This is a genomic window from Aquimarina agarivorans (genome assembly GCF_000218485.1).
GTDB lineage: Bacteria > Bacteroidota > Bacteroidia > Flavobacteriales > Flavobacteriaceae > Aquimarina > Aquimarina agarivorans.
Map to the genome: position 1 here is coordinate 26,798 of NZ_AFPB01000022.1, position 22,856 is coordinate 49,653.

At 34.2% G+C, this 22,856-nt stretch carries 20 protein-coding genes; 14 read left to right on the plus strand and 6 right to left on the minus strand.

The window, feature by feature from the left end; translation table 11 throughout:
* Positions 1 to 4 precede the first annotated feature (4 nt).
* The 8 genes from sov (at position 5) to GMC_RS0100925 (ending at position 12,119) form a co-directional block, all read left to right on the plus strand.
* A complete protein-coding gene (sov, locus tag GMC_RS0100890; protein ID WP_010520358.1) occupies positions 5 to 7,369 on the plus strand; it encodes a T9SS outer membrane translocon Sov/SprA in 7,365 nt (2,454 codons plus the stop codon).
* Between the two features lie 123 nt (positions 7,370 to 7,492).
* Positions 7,493 to 7,873, plus strand: coding sequence for a glycine cleavage system protein GcvH (gene gcvH / locus GMC_RS0100895; RefSeq protein WP_010520359.1), 381 nt, complete (start codon positions 7,493 to 7,495; stop codon positions 7,871 to 7,873).
* Complete coding sequence (locus tag GMC_RS0100900) at positions 7,866 to 8,279, plus strand: VanZ family protein (protein WP_010520360.1); 414 nt, start codon at positions 7,866 to 7,868, stop codon at positions 8,277 to 8,279. The genes gcvH and GMC_RS0100900 overlap by 8 nt, the downstream gene beginning before the upstream one ends.
* 44 nt (positions 8,280 to 8,323) lie before the next feature.
* Positions 8,324 to 9,061, plus strand: coding sequence for an energy transducer TonB (locus GMC_RS0100905; RefSeq protein WP_010520361.1), 738 nt, complete (start codon positions 8,324 to 8,326; stop codon positions 9,059 to 9,061).
* Positions 9,062 to 9,226: 165 nt separating this feature from the next.
* Positions 9,227 to 10,129 (plus strand): heme o synthase, encoded by a 903-nt coding sequence (gene cyoE, locus GMC_RS0100910; RefSeq protein ID WP_010520362.1) that lies wholly within the window; start codon positions 9,227 to 9,229, stop codon positions 10,127 to 10,129.
* Positions 10,120 to 10,701, plus strand: coding sequence for a cytochrome c oxidase subunit 3 (locus GMC_RS0100915; RefSeq protein WP_010520363.1), 582 nt, complete (start codon positions 10,120 to 10,122; stop codon positions 10,699 to 10,701). The genes cyoE and GMC_RS0100915 overlap by 10 nt, the downstream gene beginning before the upstream one ends.
* 54 nt (positions 10,702 to 10,755) lie before the next feature.
* Positions 10,756 to 11,736, plus strand: coding sequence for a cytochrome c oxidase subunit 3 (locus GMC_RS0100920; RefSeq protein ID WP_010520364.1), 981 nt, complete (start codon positions 10,756 to 10,758; stop codon positions 11,734 to 11,736).
* Between the two features lie 26 nt (positions 11,737 to 11,762).
* Positions 11,763 to 12,119 carry a cytochrome C oxidase subunit IV family protein gene (locus GMC_RS0100925; protein WP_010520365.1) on the plus strand — a complete coding sequence of 119 codons (357 nt, stop codon included), beginning with the start codon at positions 11,763 to 11,765 and terminating at the stop codon, positions 12,117 to 12,119.
* A 97-nt stretch (positions 12,120 to 12,216) separates the two neighbouring features.
* Here the strand turns inward: GMC_RS0100925 and GMC_RS0100930 are convergent, their stop codons facing one another.
* The gene (locus GMC_RS0100930) at positions 12,217 to 12,987 is read right to left on the minus strand and encodes an XRE family transcriptional regulator (protein WP_010520366.1); all 771 of its coding nucleotides are present in this window, start codon (positions 12,985 to 12,987) and stop codon (positions 12,217 to 12,219) included.
* 107 nt (positions 12,988 to 13,094) lie between these two features.
* Here GMC_RS0100930 and GMC_RS0100935 point away from each other — a divergent pair, with 107 nt between their 5' ends.
* A complete protein-coding gene (locus GMC_RS0100935) occupies positions 13,095 to 13,454 on the plus strand; it encodes a DUF559 domain-containing protein (protein WP_010520367.1) in 360 nt (119 codons plus the stop codon).
* A 174-nt stretch (positions 13,455 to 13,628) separates the two neighbouring features.
* Positions 13,629 to 14,147 (plus strand): hypothetical protein, encoded by a 519-nt coding sequence (locus tag GMC_RS0100940; RefSeq protein ID WP_010520368.1) that lies wholly within the window; start codon positions 13,629 to 13,631, stop codon positions 14,145 to 14,147.
* 84 nt (positions 14,148 to 14,231) lie between these two features.
* On the opposite strand, the gene GMC_RS0100945 is transcribed toward GMC_RS0100940, so the two are convergent.
* The 5 genes from GMC_RS0100945 to surE are packed head-to-tail and all read right to left on the minus strand — an operon-like array spanning position 14,232 to position 17,299.
* Positions 14,232 to 14,600, minus strand: coding sequence for a methylglyoxal synthase (locus GMC_RS0100945; protein WP_010520369.1), 369 nt, complete (start codon positions 14,598 to 14,600; stop codon positions 14,232 to 14,234).
* Positions 14,601 to 14,631: 31 nt separating this feature from the next.
* On the minus strand, positions 14,632 to 15,120 hold the full coding sequence (locus GMC_RS0100950; RefSeq protein WP_010520370.1) for a C40 family peptidase: 489 nt from the start codon (positions 15,118 to 15,120) through the stop codon (positions 14,632 to 14,634).
* On the minus strand, positions 15,117 to 16,226 hold the full coding sequence (lpxB, locus tag GMC_RS0100955; protein WP_010520371.1) for a lipid-A-disaccharide synthase: 1,110 nt from the start codon (positions 16,224 to 16,226) through the stop codon (positions 15,117 to 15,119). The genes GMC_RS0100950 and lpxB overlap by 4 nt, the downstream gene beginning before the upstream one ends.
* 7 nt (positions 16,227 to 16,233) lie before the next feature.
* A complete protein-coding gene (locus GMC_RS0100960) occupies positions 16,234 to 16,524 on the minus strand; it encodes a hypothetical protein (protein WP_010520372.1) in 291 nt (96 codons plus the stop codon).
* On the minus strand, positions 16,517 to 17,299 hold the full coding sequence (gene surE / locus GMC_RS0100965) for a 5'/3'-nucleotidase SurE (protein WP_010520373.1): 783 nt from the start codon (positions 17,297 to 17,299) through the stop codon (positions 16,517 to 16,519). The genes GMC_RS0100960 and surE overlap by 8 nt, the downstream gene beginning before the upstream one ends.
* Positions 17,300 to 17,717: 418 nt before the next feature.
* On the opposite strand from surE, the gene GMC_RS18525 reads away from it, so the two are divergent.
* From GMC_RS18525 to GMC_RS0100985, 4 genes are all read left to right on the plus strand, one after another.
* Positions 17,718 to 19,856 (plus strand): carboxy terminal-processing peptidase, encoded by a 2,139-nt coding sequence (locus tag GMC_RS18525; protein WP_010520374.1) that lies wholly within the window; start codon positions 17,718 to 17,720, stop codon positions 19,854 to 19,856.
* A 5-nt stretch (positions 19,857 to 19,861) separates the two neighbouring features.
* A complete protein-coding gene (locus GMC_RS0100975; protein ID WP_010520375.1) occupies positions 19,862 to 20,974 on the plus strand; it encodes an ABC transporter permease in 1,113 nt (370 codons plus the stop codon).
* A gap of 244 nt (positions 20,975 to 21,218) precedes the next feature.
* On the plus strand, positions 21,219 to 22,022 hold the full coding sequence (locus GMC_RS0100980; protein ID WP_010520376.1) for a DNA/RNA non-specific endonuclease: 804 nt from the start codon (positions 21,219 to 21,221) through the stop codon (positions 22,020 to 22,022).
* Between the two features lie 45 nt (positions 22,023 to 22,067).
* On the plus strand, positions 22,068 to 22,631 hold the full coding sequence (locus GMC_RS0100985; RefSeq protein ID WP_010520377.1) for a porin family protein: 564 nt from the start codon (positions 22,068 to 22,070) through the stop codon (positions 22,629 to 22,631).
* The last annotated feature ends 225 nt before the right edge of the window (positions 22,632 to 22,856 follow it).

A 22,856-nucleotide genomic window follows, 5' to 3' on the forward strand; every position in this document is an offset into this window, starting at 1 on the left:
TCATTTGCAACGAATAACACACCTACAATATAGAGTATGGATAGTTTTTATTGGACTTTTTGTACTTACAAATACTGATATTTTCGCACAAGAAAAAGAAGAAACTGTCCGGGATTCAACAAGCACGACACATTCGTTTACAAAAATGTCGCTACCTGATCCTGATAGTATCGAAAGTAAATACGAATACGATCCAATAACAGATCGATATAAATATTCTGAAAAATTAGGTGAATTTAGTATTAGGTATCCATTATATTTAACTCCGCAAGAATTTCAAAAATTGGTTCGGAAAGAACAAATGAGAGATTACTTTAAGGAAAAAGTAAATGCGCTTACGGGTAAAAATGTGGATGAAGAAGAAAAAAGAAAAAATTTACTTCCTATTTTTTATGTAAATTCTGGTTTTTTCGAAACTATATTTGGTAGTAATGAAATTGAATTAATACCCCAAGGTTCAGTTGAAGTTGATTTGGGGATTTTATTTAACAAGACTGATAATCCTGCATTTTCACCTCAAAATCAAAGTAACTTTACCTTGGATTTTGATCAACGTATTAGTTTGAGTTTGCAAGGAAATATTGGTACTAGACTTTCAGTATTAGCAAATTACGATACCGAGTCTACCTTTGATTTCCAAAATCAACTTAAATTAGGGTATAATCCTAATGAGGATAGTATTCTTCAGGCACTTGAAATTGGTAATGTAAATTTACCTTTAAATAGTTCTTTGATTAGAGGAGCACAAAGTCTTTTTGGAGTAAAAGCACAATTGCAATTTGGAAGAACAACTGTAACAGGAGTATTTTCAGAACAAAAATCGGATACGCGATCAGTAAGTGTGCAAGGAGGAGGAAGAGTAGAAGATTTTGAGCAATTTGCAATAGATTATGATGAAAATAGGCACTATTTTTTAGCGCATTTTTTTAGGGATAATTATGACAGATCCTTAGCACAATATCCATTCATCAATTCAAATATTCAAATTACCAGAGTGCAGGTTTGGGTCACTAATCGCGCCAATAATGCCAGAGGATTTTCCAACGCGCGTAATGTAGTAGCCTTACAGGATTTAGGTGAATCTGATCCTGAAAATATAGGAATGCAAATAGCGCCAAATACACCTCCAAGTGGCTTCTTAAGACCAGGAGTGACACCTAATAGTTTGCCTCAAAATGAAAATAATCAATTTGATCCTAATTTAATAGATCAAGCGGGTAGGGGATTTTTAAATTCCAGGATTCGTGACATTAATCAGGTAGATCAGGGGTTCAACGTGCCAGGATTCAATCCATCTCAAGTATCTGATTACTCTAGGTTGGAAAATGCACGATTGTTAACTGAAAACCAGTATACCGTAAACACTCAGTTGGGATATGTTTCTTTAAATCAAAAGTTAGGTGATAATGATATTTTAGCAGTAGCATTCCAATATACAAAGGACGGTGAGGTATTTCAAGTAGGTGAATTTGCAAACGATGGAGTAGCAAACACATCAGCAGATACAACGAATGGTGAAGTAACCCCAGGGACAGATGATGTAGATAATGTTTCGCAAACGCAAGCGTTAATTGTTAAATTATTAAAATCGAATCAAGTTAATGTGGCATTGCCATCCTGGGATTTAATGATGAAAAATATTTATAGTTTAGGTGTTTTTCGTCTGTCGCAGGAAGATTTTAATTTAAATATATTGTATACCGATCCTTCACCAGTAAATTACTTAACTGAAGTAGGAAGCCAGACATTAGTGCCAAGAAACGGATTTGGGAACAGTCCAACTTTACTTAAAGTGCTAAACATGGATAGGTTAAATATCAATAATGACCCAGTTAATGGAGGTGACGGTTTTTTTGATTATTTCCCTGGTTTAACCGTAGATCCTGAAAATGGACGAATTATATTTACTACAGTGGAGCCTTTTGGGGAACACTTATTTAGGGCACTAAGTGCGCAACCTAATAACTTTGATTTAGAATATAATCCAGCTCAAAGAAACAGCTGGAATGCAGAACAACAAGAATATGTATTCGATCAATTATACTCAAATATTAAAATAGCTGCAAGAGAGGAGCAAGCAGATAAAAATAAATTTCAGCTTAAAGGACGATACAAAACATCAGGTCAGGATTGTATTAGTATAGGTGCATTTAATGTGCCGAGGGGTTCGGTCACAGTTACTGCAGGAGGGAGAGTCCTGCAGGAGGGGATTGATTTTTCGGTAAACTATCAAATTGGTTGTGTTGAAATTTTAGATCAGGCACTTAAGGAATCCAATACTCCAATTGATATCTCAACTGAAAATAATGCAGTTTTTGGGCAACAAGTAAAACGTTTTTCGGGAGTTAATGTGGAGCATAAATTTTCGGAAGATTTTGTTGTTGGTGGTACGTTAATTAATTTAAAAGAACGTCCGTTAACTCAAAAATCAAACTTAAATTTTGAGCCTATAAACAATACTATTGTAGGTTTAAATACTAACTTTTCAACTGAGGTGCCTTTTTTAACCCGTATGGCTAACAAGTTGCCAAATGTAGATACGGAAGCGCCTTCAAACTTCTCATTCCGTGGGGAGTTTGCCTATTTGTTTGCAAATGCGCCTGATGCGGCAGATTTTGATGGAGAAATTACCTCGTATGTCGATGACTTTGAAGGGTCTCAATCCAGAATAAGTATGATGTCACCACTTTCATGGGAATTATCGAGTGCACCTATAAATTTTGGAGGTGAAAGCGGAATTAACGGACTAGCAGCAGGAAATAAAAGGGCGGGACTTTCATGGTACAGTATCGATCCTGTATTTTACAATAACCGAAGACCCGATGGGATAACAAATGATGATATTTCATTGGCAAGTACTCGACGTATTAGTATTAACGAAATTTTTGGAGAACGTGAAATTGCACAAAACCAAACCAGAGCAATTTTTACCTTGGATTTAAATTATAGACCCAACGAAAAAGGTCCTTACAATTACGATACTAACAATAGTTTTGTTACTGAAGATAGAAATGCCAAATTTGGAGGAATTACCAGGGCTTTAACAACTACAAATTTTGAAGAGGCTAACATTGAGTTTTTAGAATTTTGGATGCTTAACCCTTACGTAGGTGATAGTCTTATAAATGACTTGAATGATTCAGGGAAACTTGTTTTTAATATTGGTAACATCAGTGAAGATGTATTAAAGGATGGTCGCAAGCAATACGAAAATGGACTTCCAGCCGAAAATTTTCCATTTACAGGTACAACTAATAATCAGCAATTTATTGAAGGATTGGGTGAGGGTGGGCGACCTATAGGAAGAATTCCTCAAAATCAATCATTGATATATGCATTTGATACCGAAGGTGGTGCCAGAACGATCCAGGATGCAGGTTTTGATGGTCTTAAGGATGATCAGGAGCTAATAGCCTTTAATGCATTTAATGTAGATGCTGAGGATCCATCAAATGATAACTATCAGTCCTTTTTGCAAGCAAATGGAGGTATCGTTGAACGTTACCAAAGGTTTAATGGAATCGATGGAAATTCATTTACTGAGGTGTCTAATGATAATAGAGGGAGTACCACTGTGCCCACAGTAGAGGATGTGAATAGGGATAATACCATGGATGATATTAATAGTTATTTTGAATATACTATAGATATCAGCAGAAATGTGCTAAACAAAAACAATCCTTTAATTTCTAGTGTGGTTGCTGGTAATGCTAATACACCTAATGGAAATACAGTGCCCTATGAGTGGATACAATTCAAAATTCCATTAAATAATGACGATTTAAATAGATCGCAAAATTCTACGGAAAAGTTACGAACTTCGGAAGGGGGAGCTTCAAACCTGCGTTCAGCGCGATTTATGCGTATGTTTGTGTCTGGATTTCAGGAGGAAACCTTGCTTCGTTTAGGAACTCTTGATCTGGTTCGTAGTAATTATGTTAGGTATGAGGTAACCTCTCGTGATGGGATAGATACTGAAGGGCTAAACGTAAGTGCAGAAGGTGGAGTAACTGACCCTACATTTTTTGAAGCTTCTTCTGTAAGTATAGAAGAAAATCCAGATTACAAAACACCACCAGGAATTGTTAGAGAACAACTAAATAATAACAATACTATTTTATCGCAAGATGAACGTTCATTAGCGTTAACGGTAAATGACTTGCAGGCTCAAGATGGTCGAGCAATGTTTAATAATTTTAATATAGACATGCGTCAGTATGAAAATTTGCAATTATTCATTCATGCAGAAGATTTACCTGGTCAAGATTTACTTGATGATAAAGATGTTAGTGCCATTATAAGAATTGGAAATGATTTTACCGATAATTTTTATCAAATTGAACTTCCGTTAGAAGTGAGTCAAGGAGTTTCTCAATCACAATTATGGCCAGAAAATAATAACTTTAATTTATCCCTGGATTTACTACAAAGGATTAAAGCAAGAGTAAAGTCACTACCCACAGCTGAAAGGCAAGAGTTATTATTTTTTAACGAGAATCTAGAGCAACTAACCAAAGAAGATGTGCCTGATCTTGGCGAGCTTAAAATTGGTATTAAAGGGAATCCTAGTTTTGGAAATGTACGCGTACTAATGCTAGGGGTGAAAAATAATTTAATTGGAGACGACATCACAAATAACCGAAGCGTTCAAGTGTGGTTTAATGAAATGCGTTTGAGTGGACTTCGAAATCAAGGGGGGTGGGCAGCTGTTGCCAACGTAGATGCAAATATTGCTGATTTTGCTAATATTACGGCTTCTGGTCGATTAAGTACTATTGGATTTGGCGGTGTAGAGCAAGGGCCAAATGAACGAAGCACCGATGATATTAAACAATATGACTTTACAACTAGTGTGCAACTTGGGCAATTGTTTCCTAAAAAATGGGGGTTCCAAATCCCGGTAACATATAGCAGGGGCGAGGAGTTAATTACGCCACAGTATGATCCTTTAGATCAGGATTTGATTTTGGAAGATGTATTAGATAATGCAGGTGATGAAAGAGATGCTATTGAAGAACGCTCCACAGATTACACTAAAAGGCAGAGTGTTAGTTTAATTGGTTTGCGAAAAGAACGTACAGGAGAGAAAAAACCAATGCCTTATGATGTTGAAAACCTTAGTTTTTCTACCACATACAACCAAACTGATCACCGCGATTTCGAAATAGAAAAGTCTTTGGATCAAAGTTTTAATGCCAATGTCACCTACAATTATAGTTTTGTGCCGTGGAATATTGAGCCATTGAAAAAGATCAAATTTTTAAGCAAGTCTAAGCATTTGGCGTTTTTAAAGGATTTCAATTTTAACCCTTTTCCAACAAATATAAGTGTCAACTCAGGTTTAAATAGGCGATTTAATAGCCAGCAATTTAGAGATGTTCTAGCCACACCAGGAAGCATACAAATACCAGCGTTAAAACAACGAAACTTTTTGTTTGATTGGCAATACGCATTGAATTACAATTTAACAAAATCTTTAAATTTCAATTTCACTTCTTCGGTAAATAGAATTGTTAGGAATTATCTGGATGATGACAATAACGTCATTGATGATATTGGAATTTGGGATGGATTGACTAATATTGGAGATCCAAACAATCACAATCAGAGTTTGCAGGCTAATTATGAATTGCCATTCAAAAAGTTTCCTGCCTTAGCATTTATAAAATCGGCGTATTCGTACACAGGTAATTTTCAGTGGCAAAAGGGTAGTGATATTTTTAGGAGTTTGGAAGATCCAGAAACTGGAGAGGTTATTCCTGATCAAGGAAATACCATTCAAAATTCCGGAGTACATCGTTTAAATACAGCATTAGATTTATCTAAATTCTATAAAGGAATAGGTTTGGTAAAAAAGACTTCCAACCAAAAGAAAAAGAAACGAAAAAAGAAAAAGAAAGATTCTTTAGGTGTAAAAACAGTAAAAGTAGCGCCAAGGACTATTGCTGATCGTAGAAAAATAAATTCTAAAAAATTAAGTACTAAAAATAAAATTTATAATACGGGGATTAGCATTGTAACAATGCTGAAAAGGTTAAACATCAATTTCCAAAATGATGCGGGAACAGTATTGCCAGGATATACTAATGATATTGGGTTTTTAGGTACGTTGAAACCATCATCAGGTTTTGTTTTTGGGGGTCAGGCCGATGTAAGGCAGGAGGCTGCTCGTAGGGGATGGTTGACAATTTATGATGAGTTTAACCAGCAATATCAAAATAGAACAGCGAACCAAATAGATGTGCAAGGAACGGTAGAGCCTTTAAAAAATTTCAAGATAGACATTACCGCTAATAGAGCTAAATCAACAACTTATACGGAAAATTATATAGTGGATGTAATTGCAGATAGTCAGTTTGAATATAACTCGCTTACACCTAATACGTTTGGAAATTACAGTATTTCTACAATTTTAATTAAAACGGCATTCCAAAAAAGTAATGAGACTACCTCACAAGCTTTCGAAGATTTTAAGGCGAATAGAGTAATAATTGCAAACAGATTAGCAGGACCCAATGCCCCTAGGGCTTTAGATGCCAATGGCAATGAAACAATTTACCCTGTAGGTTATGGGCCAAATAATCAGGCGGTATTATTACCTGCTTTTTTAGCAGCGTATTCAGGGAATAGTGCTGATAACATTAGTACAGGATCTTTTAGAGATATACCATTGCCTAATTGGAGCATGAAATATACAGGCTTAATGAAAATGAAATGGTTTAAAAAACGATTTAAGCGTTTTTCGTTGGCGCATGCCTATCGTTCGGATTTTACCATTAATCGTTTTCAGTCTAATTTAGAATTTAATGCCAACGATGTTGGGGATGAACGCTTTGATCAAGGAGGTAATATTAAAAATGAGTTACTGTTTGGAAACGTTAACCTAACGGAGCAATTCAGTCCCTTATTAAAGGTTGATTTGGAAACGAAAAGCTCAGTTAAAGTGTCTACCGAAATAAGAAGAGATCGTGCTTTATCTTTTAGTTTCGATAATAGTTTGCTGACTGAGGTCAAAGGAAGTGAGTATGTTATTGGGTTGGGGTACCGTGTAAAGGATATTACATTTGGTACTCGATTTGGTAGTTCAAGTGGCCGCCGAAGAATTATAAAAAGTGATTTAAACTTAAAAGCAGATTTATCGTTACGTCAAAACGAAACGGTTATTCGTAATCTTGAAGTTGACAACAGCCAAGTAACCTCGGGACAAGATATTTATAGTTTGCGCGTAACGGCGGATTATGCCTTAAGTAAAAACCTGACGGCTTTATTTTTCTACGACCACTCATTTTCTCAATTTTCGGTATCCACGGCATTTCCGCAAACAAATATCCGAAGCGGGTTTACTTTGCGATATAACTTTGGGAATTAAATTTTCTTAAAAAAATAAAATAGTTGTTTAAATAAATTATTATAATGTTTAATTTGCAGTGTCGACTTAGTAGGTATACTACAGTTGATTTGTTATCAATTAAAAATAATTTAAAGCTTTTTTATGGAATTTCCTTCAGAATTAAAATATACAAAGGAACACGAATGGGTGAGCATTGATGGAGATGTAGCAATTATTGGTATCACTGACTTCGCACAAAGCGAATTAGGAGATATCGTATACGTTGAAGTGGAAACAGTTGATGAAACCTTAGATCAGGATGAAGTTTTTGGCAGTGTTGAAGCGGTAAAAACAGTATCAGACTTATTCTTGCCCCTTTCGGGAGAAATTATTGAATTCAATGAAGGTTTGGAGGATGATCCAGAACTTGTAAATACAGATCCATATGGCAAAGGTTGGATGATTAAACTTAAAATAAGCGATTCAAGGCAAATTGATGGTCTTATGAGTGCTGAAGATTATAAAGCTTTAGTAAATGCGTAATGCATTAGCGATTCTTGCTTACAGCTATGGGATTTTTATTGTAGTAGCTTCGTTGGCAAAATTTGTTATTCATGTATTTCCAGATGGAGTTCCAAATAGTGATAAATATGCACATGCTGCAGCTTACATGGTTTTTGTAATTATATGGGGAGCGTATTTAAATAGTAAAACTTCAGAGGAATCCAAAGTAGGCTTTGTAAAACAATTAGTAAAAGCCTTTTTTATAGCTGTAGTTTTAGGAGTCTTTATGGAATTTGCGCAATGGGGATTAACATCATACAGGCAGTTCGATGTGTTGGATATGCTTGCAAATACATTAGGAGCAGCTTTAGGATTACTTATTATGCGTTTATCAATAAAATATTTAGTTTTAATAAAAAAAGTGGGTATTAGATTTTTTAAATAGCTAATAATTTAGCTATTTTTACTCACGACTAACGAATAGATCTTATGAATTTAAAAAAGAATCCAAAAGCTGACTTAAGGAGCAAAAGCACGCTTTTTTTTCAGGTAGGCTTAATAGTGGTTCTGTTATTGACTTGGGGAGGTATTGAATATAAAACCTACGACCGTCAAATAATAGAAGAAGAGGAGTTTGAACTTGTTGTAGAAGAAGAAGAGGATATTCCTATCACAAAAATGGTTTTTAGAAAACCACCACCGCCACCGCCACCGCCACCATCTATCGAAATTATTGAAGTAATTGATGATAAAGAGCCAGAGCCAGAAACTGTTTTTGAAGAAACTGATGTAGAAGAGGAGGAAGATATCCCTGATGAAGTGCCTGACTTTACTGCTGATGAAGGTGATGGCGAGGAAGAGATTGGTGATGTGCCATTTGCTTTAATTTCAGAATCACCAACATTTCCAGGGTGCGAAAAGGAAAGAGGGAACTCGGCAAAAAAAGCATGTATGGAAAAAAAGATCCAAAAGTTTGTGAATCGTAAATTCAATACTGATTTAGGTTCGGAACTTGGATTGTCAGGAGTACAGCGAATTTTTGTAATGTTTAAAATTGATAAAAAAGGTGATATTGTTGATGTAAGAGCAAGAGCGCCACATCCAAAATTGATGAAAGAAGCACAACGTGTTGTTTCATTATTACCTAAAATGAAGCCAGGAAAACAAAGAGATAAAACAGTTGGTGTATTGTATAATTTACCAATAACGTTTAGAGTAGAAGATTAATTTCTATTTTGTTGAAAATGAAAAAAGACTACCAATATGGTGGTCTTTTTTGTTTTGGCAAACAACCAAAGTGTCACAATTGTTAATACCTTGTAGAAATATTGTGGGTAAGGTTTTTATGGGCTATCTTTGCACCTCAAAAAAATGACCTAATAATCGCCAATTTTGAGTGTAGTTGAAATCCAAAAAGCCAAAGTTTCTTTTGTTACCGACTTTAAGGAAATTACCAAAGTTCGTTTAGCAGTAAGCGTTGTTTTTTCTGCTATAGCAGGTTATTTACTAGCTGCCGATACGGTAATTTTTTCTGAACTATTGGTATTAACCATCGGAGGGTATTGTATGGTTGGGGCATCCAATGCATTTAATCAAATTATTGAGCGTGATTTAGATGCGTTAATGAAACGTACCCAAAATCGGCCAATCCCTTCGGGGCGCATGTCGGTCAATACGGCTTTTACTATAGCTGTTGTGCTTACGGCTATTGGTTTAAGTATGTTGTATTACTTAAATCCAAAGACCGCCATGTTTGGAGCAATTTCTATATTTTGTTATGTTAGTTTGTATACCCCTTTAAAAACAAAAACTCCATTAGCAGTTTTTGTAGGTGCCATACCAGGAGCAATTCCTTTTATGTTAGGTTGGGTAGCGGCTACGGGGGAGTTTGGTATTGAACCAGGTACGCTATTTATGATTCAATTTTTTTGGCAGTTTCCTCATTTTTGGGCTATTGGTTGGTTTTTGTATGACGACTATAAAAAAGGAGGTTTTTTTATGCTTCCTACGGGAAAAAAAGATAAAACAACTGCAGTGCAGGTTATTATTTATACCATTTGGACAATAGCTTGTTCTCTTATACCGGTGTTCGGCAAAACAGGGGAATTGCACATTAGCGTTGTTTCGGGTGTTTTAGTTTTTGGTTTAGGCATGTATATGCTTAAGGAGGCAATCAATCTATATAAAGTACGTACTAGTCAAGCTGCAAAAAAGCTGATGTTAGTAAGTGTGCTTTATATAAGTGTTTTGCAAATTATATATGTAGCGGATAAATTTATTATGCAATGGATTTAACAGAAGGAACATTTAAGGAGAAAAATGAGCGTGCCAAAGTGAGCATGATGTGGTTTGCAATGATTAGTATGTTTATGACATTTGCAGGGCTATTGAGTGCGTACATTGTGAGTAGCAAACGTGAGGATTGGTTAATAGATTTTGAATTGCCAAACGTATTTGTTGTAAGTTTAGCCACTATATTTTTAAGTAGTGTGTGTTTTCATTTGGCCAAAAAGTCGATTATAAATGAGAACAATCAGTTAGCGACAATAATGCTATTGGCCACATTTATAACTGGTGGATTATTCATTTGGCTGCAATTTAAAGGTTTTGGCGAGATTTTGAATTTGAATTTGCACCCAACAGGTGGAGCATCAAATGTAAAAACGTCATTTATTTACATTATTGTTTTTGTACATTTATTGCATATAATTGGTGGTTTGTTGGTACTTACGGTAACCATTATGAATCACTTGAAAAATAAATACAATAAAAACAATCACTTAGGGATTACTTTGGCAGGAATGTACTGGCATTTTGTGGACGTACTTTGGGTATGTCTCTTTTGCTTTTTATATTTCATGAGATAATAAAATTCCTTACTTTTGTCGAATAATAAACTAATATAACTAGTAAAATTACTTATGGATACAACTGTTATTAAAACAGGTACTGAAGGTAACGCTTGGGGCGGCGATAGTCAGCCGTTAAAAGTGAGCTACGGTAAAATGATGATGTGGTTTTTCATATTGTCTGATGCCTTAACATTTTCAGGATTTTTAGCCGCTTATGGTTTTTCGCGCTTTAAGTTTATAAATTCATGGCCAATTGCTGATGAGGTATTTAATCACTTTCCTTTTTTACATGGAGTGGATGCGCCAATGTATTATGTGGCTTTAATGACGTTTATCTTAATTTTCTCTTCTGTAACTATGGTATTAGCCGTGGATGCGGGACATCAAATGAAAAAGAATAAAGTAGTTATTTACATGTTCTTAACCATTATTGGGGGTATCATTTTTGTTGGTTCTCAAGCTTGGGAATGGAAAAATTTTATCAAAGGAGAGTACGGTGCAGTAGAAACTAAAGGTGGTCAAATTTTACAGTTTGTAGATAAAGATGGACACAGAGTTAAATTGTCTGATTTCGTTACTGCGGCTCCTATTGTAAGAGAGCAACACCAAAATAAAAACGGAATTTGGTTTTACGGAGAAAAAGAATTGCCAACTTATACGGTAGATGATGTAGTTAGCGGTTTTAAAAAACGTTCTGATTTGTTAATAAGAACTCAAATATTAACCGAAGATGGCAAAAAGACAGTGTTGTCCAGAGAAGCTTCAATGGATAAACTGACTAATAGTGTAGTGGGAGTAGTTGAAGGGGCTAACTTAATTAAAAACGAGTATGGAAGTACTTTGTTTGCAAACTTCTTTTTCTTTATTACAGGATTTCACGGATTTCATGTATTTTCAGGGATTGTGCTTAATATTATTATATTTTTTAATGTATTAATGGGTACTTATGAAAAGCGAAAAAGCTACGAAATGGTTGAAAAAGTTGGTTTATATTGGCACTTTGTCGATCTAGTTTGGGTATTTGTATTTACATTCTTCTACCTAGTTTAATTGTTAAAGTTTTAAGTAAAGTAAAAATGGCACACGAAGTAGGACACCACGAATCGAATACCAAAAGAATTTGGAAAGTATTCACTATTTTATCAATAGTAACTATTGTAGAAGTGATATTGGGAATTATTAAACCAGAAGCGTTGAATGCAAAAGTTGCATTTATGAAATTGCTAAACTGGATTTTTATAATACTAACGTTATACAAGGCGTACTTAATTACATGGGCATTTATGCACATGGAAGGTGAAACAAAAGGATTGCGTAGATCTGTTGTTTGGACAGGGATTTTTTTAATATGTTACTTAATGTTTATTTTGTTAACCGAAGGGGATTACGTTTTTGAAGTATATAAAAATGGATATAAAAGCTGGGATTTTTAATACAACAGTTTTGGAAAATAGAAAAAAGCTACCCTTGAGGTAGCTTTTTTATGAATATAATGTTCGATATGGTATCAGTTGGGGTTTATAAAAATTACTATTTATTTTTTAACGAATTCACTTCACTTGTTAATCGCTGCATAGCTAGCTGTAATTCATGAATGGTTGCAGTTTCACCAATGGAGTGAATATCAAAACTAAGTTTGCTAGTCACTTCCCATACTTCCTGTATTTCATGACTATCAATAGTGATTTTAGGGTACGAAGGATTTAAAGAAATTAATTCTACTAAACTGCTACCTGGTTGTTTGTGTAGTTCCTTAACTAAAATACTGTCTTTTAAAACCACTACACAAATGCGTTTATTACTCAAATCATTGAGTGTGTCCATGCCTTTAGCGATCACCCATTCATTTGGTTTTAAATTGGGATACATACTGTCTCCTTGTACTTGAAAACCTCTGAATGAGGCATTCCTATACTGGGGTAAGGGAAAATCAAAAGCGGGTAATTCGGTAAACCAATGCCTGTCCTGAATATTGGTGGGATATCCAGCAGCAGCTTTAGCGTCTACAAGCACCATATTTTCATTTTTTTCTGAATTTAATGTGATTACTTTAGGAGTAACATCAGCTTGTAAGGCATTCATATTTTTAATGGCGCTAAAACCATAAAGCCATAATGGGTTAATATTACATTGTTGGATTAATTTTACGAGAGTATAACCAGTTATTTTTGTTCGACCACGTTCTATATCAGCAATATTGTTTTTAATGTCTAGTAACCCGGCAAATTCTTTTTGCGTAGCACCATTGTTTTTTCTTATTTGTTTGAATCGTTTTGCTGCAATAGTATTTGAGTCTTCCATAAGTCAAAAATACTAAAAATGGATTAAATCCAAATAGAATACGATTTAAGTTTTAAATTGGAAATAATCCATATATTTGTAATATTTCCAATTCATGTTATTTAATTATGTCAACTACTATTCCATTTACTACCACAAAACATAAGATCAAATATGCATTAAATAGTTTATCTGAGGCTTCCGTAAAATTGGAAAATAGGATAAAAGCAAGCGAGCTGGCTGACTTTGATATCAAGAAAAATAGTGAGATTGATATATTTAATTTTGATTTCTTTTCAGAAAAATTAAAATTGGGAATTCAATTGGGTTCATTTTCATTTACTAATGATGATTTGGAAAGTAATGAGGAAATGAAATTGGTCCATATTCCTAAATTAGGGTTACAAGTATTAAAGGTAAGCGACTATCAAGTGTTGATTGATAGTGACCAAATAATTCGTTATTTAAAACTAGTTGTTAATAACTAAAACCAATACTGCGAGGGTATATTGAGTTTAATAAAATGAATTTTTTGTTTTAGTCATGTATTTTGAAGACTAATTTAGTTTTTGATAGATAATATAGGTTTTTTTAACCTTGTGTTAATTTTTTGGTTTTTAAAAATACTATATTTGATAAACTAATATCTAACACTTACCCTAATGAAAAAATTAATTTTAGGATTAGCGGCATTATCTTTAATGTTTGCTACCTCATGTAGAGAAACGGCAAAGAATGCCGAAGAAGCTGCTAACGATGCAGGTAATGCAGTTGAAAATGCAGCTAATGCGACTAAAGAAGCTACGGGAAATGCAGTTGATGCCGCTGGAAACGCTATTGAAAATGCAGCAGATGCAACTAAAGATGCAGCAGGCAATGCAGTTGATGCGGCTGGTAACGCATTGGATTCAGCTAAAGATGCTGCAGGCAACGCTGTTGATGCTGCTGGTAATGCAGTAAATTCCGCAAAAGACGCAGCTGGTAATGCAGCGAATTCAGCAAAAGATGCAACTAATAATGCAGTGAATTCGGCAAAAGATGCAGCAGGGAATGCTGTTGATGCTACTAAAAATGCTGCAAGTAATGCGGCAAATTCTGCAAAAAATGCAACCAACAATGCAGTTGATGCTACAAAAAAAGCAGCAAATGATGCCGCTAAAAAAATAAAACACGATCACTAGTATTGTGAGATAATTGTTAAAGAGTAAAAAAAGACTAGTATTTAAACTAGTTTTTTTTTGCTTTGTTAGTAATGATATTGCTATTTAGATTTCTGAACCTTTGAGTAATAAACTTGCGGTTGCAGGGTTTGTGGCTAAAGGCACATCATAAACGTCACATAAACGCATCAGCATAAAAATATCGGGCTCATGAGGGTGTTTTGCTAAAGGATCCCTAAAAAACAGTACCATATCTACTTTATCTTCAGCGACCAAAGCGGCTATTTGCGCATCGCCACCTAAAGGTCCTGATTTAAGTGCATTCACTGTAAATCCAGCCTTTATGGCCTTTTGTCCAGTAGTTCCAGTAGATATTAAGTCTACGTTTTTTTTAATAAGTATTTGTTTGTGGGTATTCAAAAACTGAACCATTTCAGCCTTTTTGCCATCGTGTGCTATAATTGCTATAGTCATGTTCAAATTTATTAAAAACTAAAATTTTGTATTATAAGGGTAAAATGCGTTTTGCATATCTGAATGATTTTGCCCAGTATTTGCTGTTTAGTGATGATTCTATAACGCCTTTTGAACTACTTGAGTGTATGAAAAAAATGGTGCCACCACTTACTTTTGACACTACACCAACATGGTTTATTTTTTTAAAAGATTTGCCTGTTTTAAAAAAAATAAGATCTCCTTTTTTAATTTGTTGTTTTTTAACGGGTCTTCCTTTTGTGGACATGGCAGCTGAAGTTCTGGGTAGTACGATATTTTCTTTAGCAAATGAGGTGTACACCAAACCAGAGCAATCCATACCTCGCTTAGTGGTGCCGCCGTATTTATAGCGCGTTCCTATAAAACCTTTGGCATGATGTACTACACGAAGGGCTTTTGGGCTTGCTGATTTTCGATATGTAGAAGGACTTTTTTTTAATACCCCGCAGGATACTAATGAGAATATTAAAACTATTGAGACTAAAACTTTTTTTATCATTGCAACGTTTTAATGATTAATTCAGCTGTTTTTTTACTGGCTCCAGTGCTTCCAAGTTTTAACTCTAAATCATAATAATCTAAAAACAATGAAGTTCTTTTTTGTTGGTCGGAGATCACGTCAAATTCTTTTTTTATATTTTCAGCAGTAAAGTCATCCTGAATTAATTCTTTTACCACTGGTTTGTCCATTACCAAATTAACTAAGGAAATATACTTGAGTTTTATAATTCTTTTCGCAATAGCATAAGAAATAGCACTACCTTTGTAGCAAACTACTTGTGGAACTTTAAAAAGCGCAGTTTCCAAAGTGGCTGTACCTGAAGTTACTAATGCGGAATAGGCAACACTCAAAATTTCGTACGTACGATTTTGAATTAATGTAACTGGTTTTTTGCCAATAATGGCTTTGTAAAATGAGGCCTCATGACTTGGAGCACCGGCAATTACAAATTGAAATTGTGGATAAAGATCAGGAAGTGTTAACATAGTTTGTAGCATTTTAGTTATTTCTTGTTTTCTGCTACCTGGCAATAAGGCTACAATAGGGCGCTCATCTAAATTAAAAGCTTTTTTAAACTTTTTGGAATTTATTTTAGGAAAATTAGCAATGGCATCAATTAAAGGGTGTCCTACGTAGTTTACTTTGTAGTCATATGAATCATAAAAAACCTTAACAAAAGGAAGGATAACGTACATATGATCAATAGTTGCTTTAATAGTTTTAACCCTGCCAGAGCGAGATGCCCAAACTTGGGGGCTAATATAATAGTGAGTTTGATAGCCTTTAGGTTTTGCCCATTTTGCGATTCTTAAATTAAAACCCGAATTGTCAATAAAAATAAGCGCATCTGGATTAAAAAAATCAATATCTTTTTTACAGAATTTAAGTAACCCTAAAATTTTAAAAATATTTTTTAAAATTTCAGTAAATCCCATAAAGGCACGCTCTTTATAATGTTTTACCAAAGTACCACCTGCGGCCTTCATTAAATCGCCTCCCCAACACCTAATGTTAGCGGATGGATCTTTCTTTTTTAATTTTTTAATTAAATTAGCACCATGCAAATCTCCTGAAGCTTCCCCTGCGATAATATAGTACTTCATACAAACGTTAGCTTAACTTTTTATAAACAATAAACATGGCTACTATTAATGTGGCAATAATTACACCACGTGCCTGATAATTCTTGTGTTGTTTTAAAAACAAGAAAAAAGCGGGAATATTCAGTAACGCTCCTGCAGCTAAAATTGCGCCAATTAAGTTTTCTTCAAAGGCAGCTTCAATAGTTGTTTTTATACTCATGTTTGAAAAACCAACTATCCAAAGAACACTTCCCACGGCAGTGGCTATAAACCCAACAATTACTCCGATTAATACAGGTTTTATAGTGTATTTATTCATTTAAATTCCAAGTATTTAATTCCTGAATGTAGTGATGTGCCGTTAAATCAAACTGGGTAGGTACTACCGAAACATATCCATTTGCGAGCGCCCATTCATCTGTGTCTTCGCCTTTATCTTCGTTTACAAATTTACCAGTTAACCAGTAATATTCCCTTCCCATAGGACTGGTACGTTTGTCAAATTCTTCTTCCCAATGTGCATTAGCTTGCCTACAAACTTTTATTCCTTTTATTTGCGATGCTTGCAGTTTAGGAATGTTCACGTTTAACACTACACCTTTTGACAAACCATTTTCAAACACTTGATTAACAATGGTTAAAATAAATTCCTTGCAGTGACTAAAGTCTGCCTTCATGCTATAATCAAGTAATGAAAAACCAATTGCAGGAATACCCTCAATACCGGCTTCCACAGCAGCACTCATTGTGCCAGAGTAAATTACATTTATGGCAGCATTGGAGCCGTGATTAATTCCGCTTACGCAAAGATCGGGTTTGCGTTTTAAAATTTCATGCGTTGCCATTTTTACGCAATCAACAGGAGTGCCTGAACAGCTGTATTCTTCCTGCGGAGCATCGGTATCAATGCTAGTTTTATCGCAATATAAAGTTTCGCTTATTGTTATGGCATGACCTTTTGCACTTTGAGGACTATCAGGCGCCACTACTAAAACATCGCCAATGGTATTCATAATTGAAATTAAAGTACGAATTCCTGGAGCAGTAATACCATCATCATTTGTTACCAGTATTAAAGGTCTTTTTTTTGTCATAATTTAAAATTAGAAAAGGTTTAATTAAAAATACTAAGAATTAAGCCAGTTTATTTGTATAAATTTTGTGTGATTACATCTAAATTATAAGTATCATTTGGTGTAGTAAAAATACTGTTTTTTACGTCGGAAAATGTAATATTACTCCATAATAAGCGTCTTACATATAACGATACGTAGTAGGCGATATGTCTAAAAAAAAATACATTTAATAAATTAGTAAAAAAGTATATTGCTGCTACTATATATTAAATAGGGTTATTTGTTGATTTTAAATAGTTATTTCAAAGCTTTTAGGAAAAAAACTAATGACAATTGTAAAATTTAGCACAATTATTAGTTGTATATTCATATTTAACTTTAATTTACAGAAAATTTACTTTGCTTTAATTAGCTTAGGAAAAACAGAAAGATTTTAATGAAAAAAAGTGTAATAATTTTATTGTTTGGAGTAATGGCTGGAGTTGCTTCATGTAGTTTCACCCCCAAAAATGATACAGACCCTGATCGAAATAAATTACTTATCGATTTAATTTCCTTTGTATTAGAAAAAGCACATTTTGATGCAAGAAAGGTTGATGATAATTTTTCCAAAGAAGTATTCGAAGATTTTATAGAATCTTTAGATCCTCAAAAAAGATATTTTTATCAATCTGATATTGATGAATTCAGGAAATATGAAAATTTAATTGATGATCAAATTAGAGATAAGGATTTGTCTTTTTTTAAACTTACTTACGAAAGATTTACGGAACGTGTAGATGAAGTGAAAGCGGTATATGCAGATTTGCTAAAAAAACCTTTTGACTTTACGGAAGATGAATCCATTAACACGGATTATGAAAAACTTGAATATGTTTCATCAAAAAAAGAAATGCGCAAGCGTTGGTCAAAGCGTTTAAAATTTAGTGCCTTAAGCACTTATTATGACAGGTTAGAAGAACAAGCGCAGGATAAAGAAAATAAAGTTAAAGATGCTAAGTTTAAAACAGACGCTGAATTAGAAGTTGAGGCTCGTGAGTTAACTTTAACTTCAATAAAAGAATATTTTGAATTTACTGATGATTTAGATGAAAAAGACTGGTTTACGGTGTATATTAATTCTATTGTAGAGTCATTTGATCCGCATACATATTACTTTGCACCAAAGGATAAAGATCGTTTTGATATTTCAATGTCAGGTAAGCTGGAAGGAATAGGAGCGCGTTTGCAGAAGAAGAACGAGAATGTTAAAATCGTTGAAGTGATTTCTGGAGGACCAGCTTGGCGCGGAGAGGAAGTTGAAGTTGGTGATATTATTTTAAAAGTTAAACAAGAAGATGAAACAGAACCAATAAGTATTGTTGGGATGCGTTTGGATGACGCGGTAAGTTTAATTAAAGGACCAAAAGGGACTAAAGTTATCTTAACTTTACGAAAAGTAGATGGAACTATTGACAATGTTGAAATTATTAGAGATGTAGTTGAGCTGGAAGAGACTTATGCTAAATCTTCATTAATTGATAGGGATGGTAGTAAATTTGGGTTAATAAATTTACCAAAGTTCTATTTCAATATGGATGATTACGATCAACGAAATGCTGCGCTTGATGTAGAAAAGGAAATTGAACGTTTAAAAGAAAAAAATATTGATGGCCTTGTAATTGATTTAAGAAATAACGGAGGAGGATCACTAAAAACTGTTGTTGAAATCGCAGGATTATTCATCAAAAAAGGACCAGTCGTTCAGGTAAAAGCAAAAGAAAGTAAACCACAAGTATTAAAAGATACTGATGCCTCAATAACCTGGGACGGACCATTAGTAATTATGGTTAACGAACTTTCAGCTTCTGCTTCTGAGATTTTAGCAGCGGCTATGCAAGATTACCACCGAGCTATTGTTATTGGAAGTAAGCAAACTTATGGAAAAGGAACAGTACAAAATATCATGGATTTAAACAGATGGTTGCGTAGTAGTGATGTTGGCGATTTAGGAGCTTTAAAAATCACCACACAAAAATTTTATCGTGTTAATGGTGGGTCAACTCAGTTGGAAGGTGTGAAAAGTGATGTCGTTGTTCCGGACAGGTACAGCTATATTGATATTGGTGAAAAAGATCAGGACAATCCACTACCTTGGGATAAAATTGAGCCAGCAAATTTTAACTTGTGGTCTAATTTAATGGATTACAAAACCATTATTGAAAAAAGTAAACAAAGAATGGCTAATAACAGTCAGTTGCAACTGATTGATGAAAATGCTAAATGGGTTGCGGAAAGAAGAAATATTTCTGAATTCCCCATGAAGTTTTCAAGTTATAAAAATGAGATAAAATTAAATGAAGATAAAACGGAATATTTCGAAAAGATTGATGAATACAAATCAAATTTAAAATTTAGTTCGTTGCCTTACGAAGTATCTTTAATTGAAAAGGATTCAGTTTTAGGAGAAAAACGTAAGCGTTGGCATGAAAATTTGGTGAAGGATGTATATCTAGAGGAGGCAGTAAACGTGCTGACTGATATAAAATTAGTTCAAAACAGTGCTAGTGGTACTTCGGGTATAATCAATAAGTAAAATAGATGCAACAACGCACAACTTCGTTGAGTGGTTTAGCGCTCCAAAAATTTAAAACTAATTTTTGGAGCGTTTTAAGTTTAGGACTTATTATATTTTGTGGTTTAATTGCTCTTTTTGCATATGTATTGGCACCAGATAATTCTCAAAATGCAAATCAAATGCATTTGTCAATTCATTCGAAACCTCCTGGGTTTAAAGTGAAAATGCTTAGTGTGCCTAATGAAATAAGTAAAGAACAGTCATTGATAAGTAAGTTTTTAGTTGGGGATAAAAACAGTCCTTGGGAGTATCCAATTGAGCAGCTAAAATTTACTGATAAAGCAGTAATTATGTACCCCTACTCTTCGGGGAAAGAATTAAAAGGGGTGCCTAAAAAAATTTTATTAACTCGTTTTCCAAAAGGAAGTACAAAAAGTTCAATTGAAGCCAACTTTGTAGACCACCGTCTATTTATTTTAGGAACTGATAAATATGGCCGTGATTTGTTGAGTAGGTTGTTAATTGGTAGTAGAATATCCTTTAGTATTGGATTTATAGTGGTGTTAATTTCTTTAATAATTGGTGTGCTTTTAGGCGCACTAGCTGGTTATTTTGGAGGGGTTATTGATGTCGTTATCATGTGGATAATTAATGTAGTATGGTCAATTCCAACCTTGCTTTTAGTTATTGCAATTACATTGGCTTTAGGCAAAGGTCTTTGGCAAGTGTATATTGCAGTGGGTTTAACGATGTGGGTGGAAGTTGCTAGAGTGGTCAGGGGACAAGTGTTAAGTATAAAACAACAACAATATGTTACCGCAGCAATAACCTTAGGATATTCTCACGCTCGCACATTGTGGTATCACGTGTTGCCAAATAGTATTGCACCAGTAATAGTTATTGCAGCAGCCAACTTTGCAAGTGCTATTCTTATTGAAAGCGGATTGAGCTTTCTGGGAATAGGAGCACAACCTCCTGTACCAAGCTGGGGATCAATGATTAAAGATCATTATTCATATATTATCTTGGGGAAGGCGTATTTAGCTGTTGCTCCAGGAATAGCAATAATGCTTTTAGTAATGGCATTTATGTTACTAGGGAATGGAATTAGAGATGCCTTAGATGTTAAAGGTTAAAAGGTATCAATGTTTCACAGGGTAAGATTTTACACTTTTAGGAAGGGGAGAAAAAATAAAGAAAAATTAGTCTTATACCATAAATTTGAGATTTAACACATTAGAAAATAAATGTGAAGTATAGACAAAAAAACGTTCTGTAAATTTGGAATTTAGGACTTAGCGGATGTGATTAATCTATGTTACGAAGACATAATTGATAATAGAAAACGTAAAATAATGTAATTCATTAACCCACAACCAAATGAAAAAATACACTTATCCATTACTTATCGCGCTAGTAACGGTGGTATTCTATTTTATTGAAAAAAAATTGGATAAGGACTATTACAATGATTATAAGGAATCCACTAATGACTCGGTGGAAAGTCATAGTTTTAATTATCTACCCACTTCAACTACAGGACAAATTGTTGAACATGCTTATTATACGTTATCTTATAACGAAAAACACGAGCAGGCAGAATGGGTAGCTTATGAACTATTGAAAAAGCATACCGCGTACAACGACTTTAAAAGGCCTTATTTTGAAGTAGATCCATTGGTAAAAACAAATTCTGCCAGTTGGCGAAATTATAAAAATTCAGGATACGATCGCGGACATTTATGCCCAGCGGCAGACAGACGTTTTAATAAAAAAGCACATGATGAAACATTTTTAACATCAAACATTTCGCCACAAAAACATGAGTTTAATGCAGGGATTTGGAATGATCTTGAAAAAAAAGTGCGTTACTGGTTAAAAAAAGATATGCAGTTATTTGTAGTAACTGGACCGGTGTTTGGCAATTCAAAAAAAACTATAGGTAGTGAGCAAGTAACCGTGCCAACACACTTTTACAAAGTGATTTTAAAATACGGATCGGGTAGTCCAAAAATGATTGCATTTTTGATACCGCACCATACCACTTCGCGAAAGCTAAAGCAATTTGTGGTTAAAACTGACAAAATTGAATCTTTATTGGGGATTGATTTTTTTAGTAAACTCCCTGATAATCTTGAAGATAAATTGGAGTCAAAAATAGATGTAGGTTTATGGCTACTGTAAAAAAATATTCCTACATAATTTAAGTTATACGGAAAACACTTTTATATGCGTATTTTATTAATTTCTTGTTTTTTTTCGTTGATTTTTAATACTACTACTAGTATATTTGGTCAAAATGAAATAGAATTTGGTGGTATTGGAGGTTTCAATTTGTCCAATGTAGTTGGTAGCGATGTTAGTGATGATAATGGATTGCGAGTTGGCTTGCACCTGGGAGGTTATGCTCAATTTGAAATCGATAGTGAGTTCGGTTTTAGGCCTGAATTGCATATTTTATCAGTAAAAGGAACAAGTTCAGGGGGTTTCAGAACTATTTACATGGATTTTCCGCTATTGGCAACATATCAATTGGCAGAAAAGTTTAAAGCGATGGCAGGGGTACAGCCTTCTTTATTGTTAACGGCAAGAGTTGATGACGGTAGAGGAACTATTACAAACGATATAAGAACAATCGATCTTGGATTTGTACTTGGAGGTTGGTATGAGCTTGACGAAAAGTGGGGCATAGGAGCTCGTTTTGTGCCAGGTATAAGTAGAGTAGGCGCAAGTGGTCAAGAGAGGTCTTACAATTTTAACTTTCAACTATCGGTAGGATATCGATTTTTGTAAAACTTTTGTTTAAGCTTCAAAAGGTTGCTTAAACTAAAGGTAAAAGTTTTACATTGAAGCATGGCTTTTGGTGTATTGTTTTATTCCTGGATCTGGATGTATCTATTTGCTATTAAATGAATTAATCTGAGGTTAGGAACACTACAAACTTCTGTAAAGGAAATGATGATATATTATTTTTAGTTAATTTTACTTCAATAAAAACAGTAAACGTTTTAAATAGTA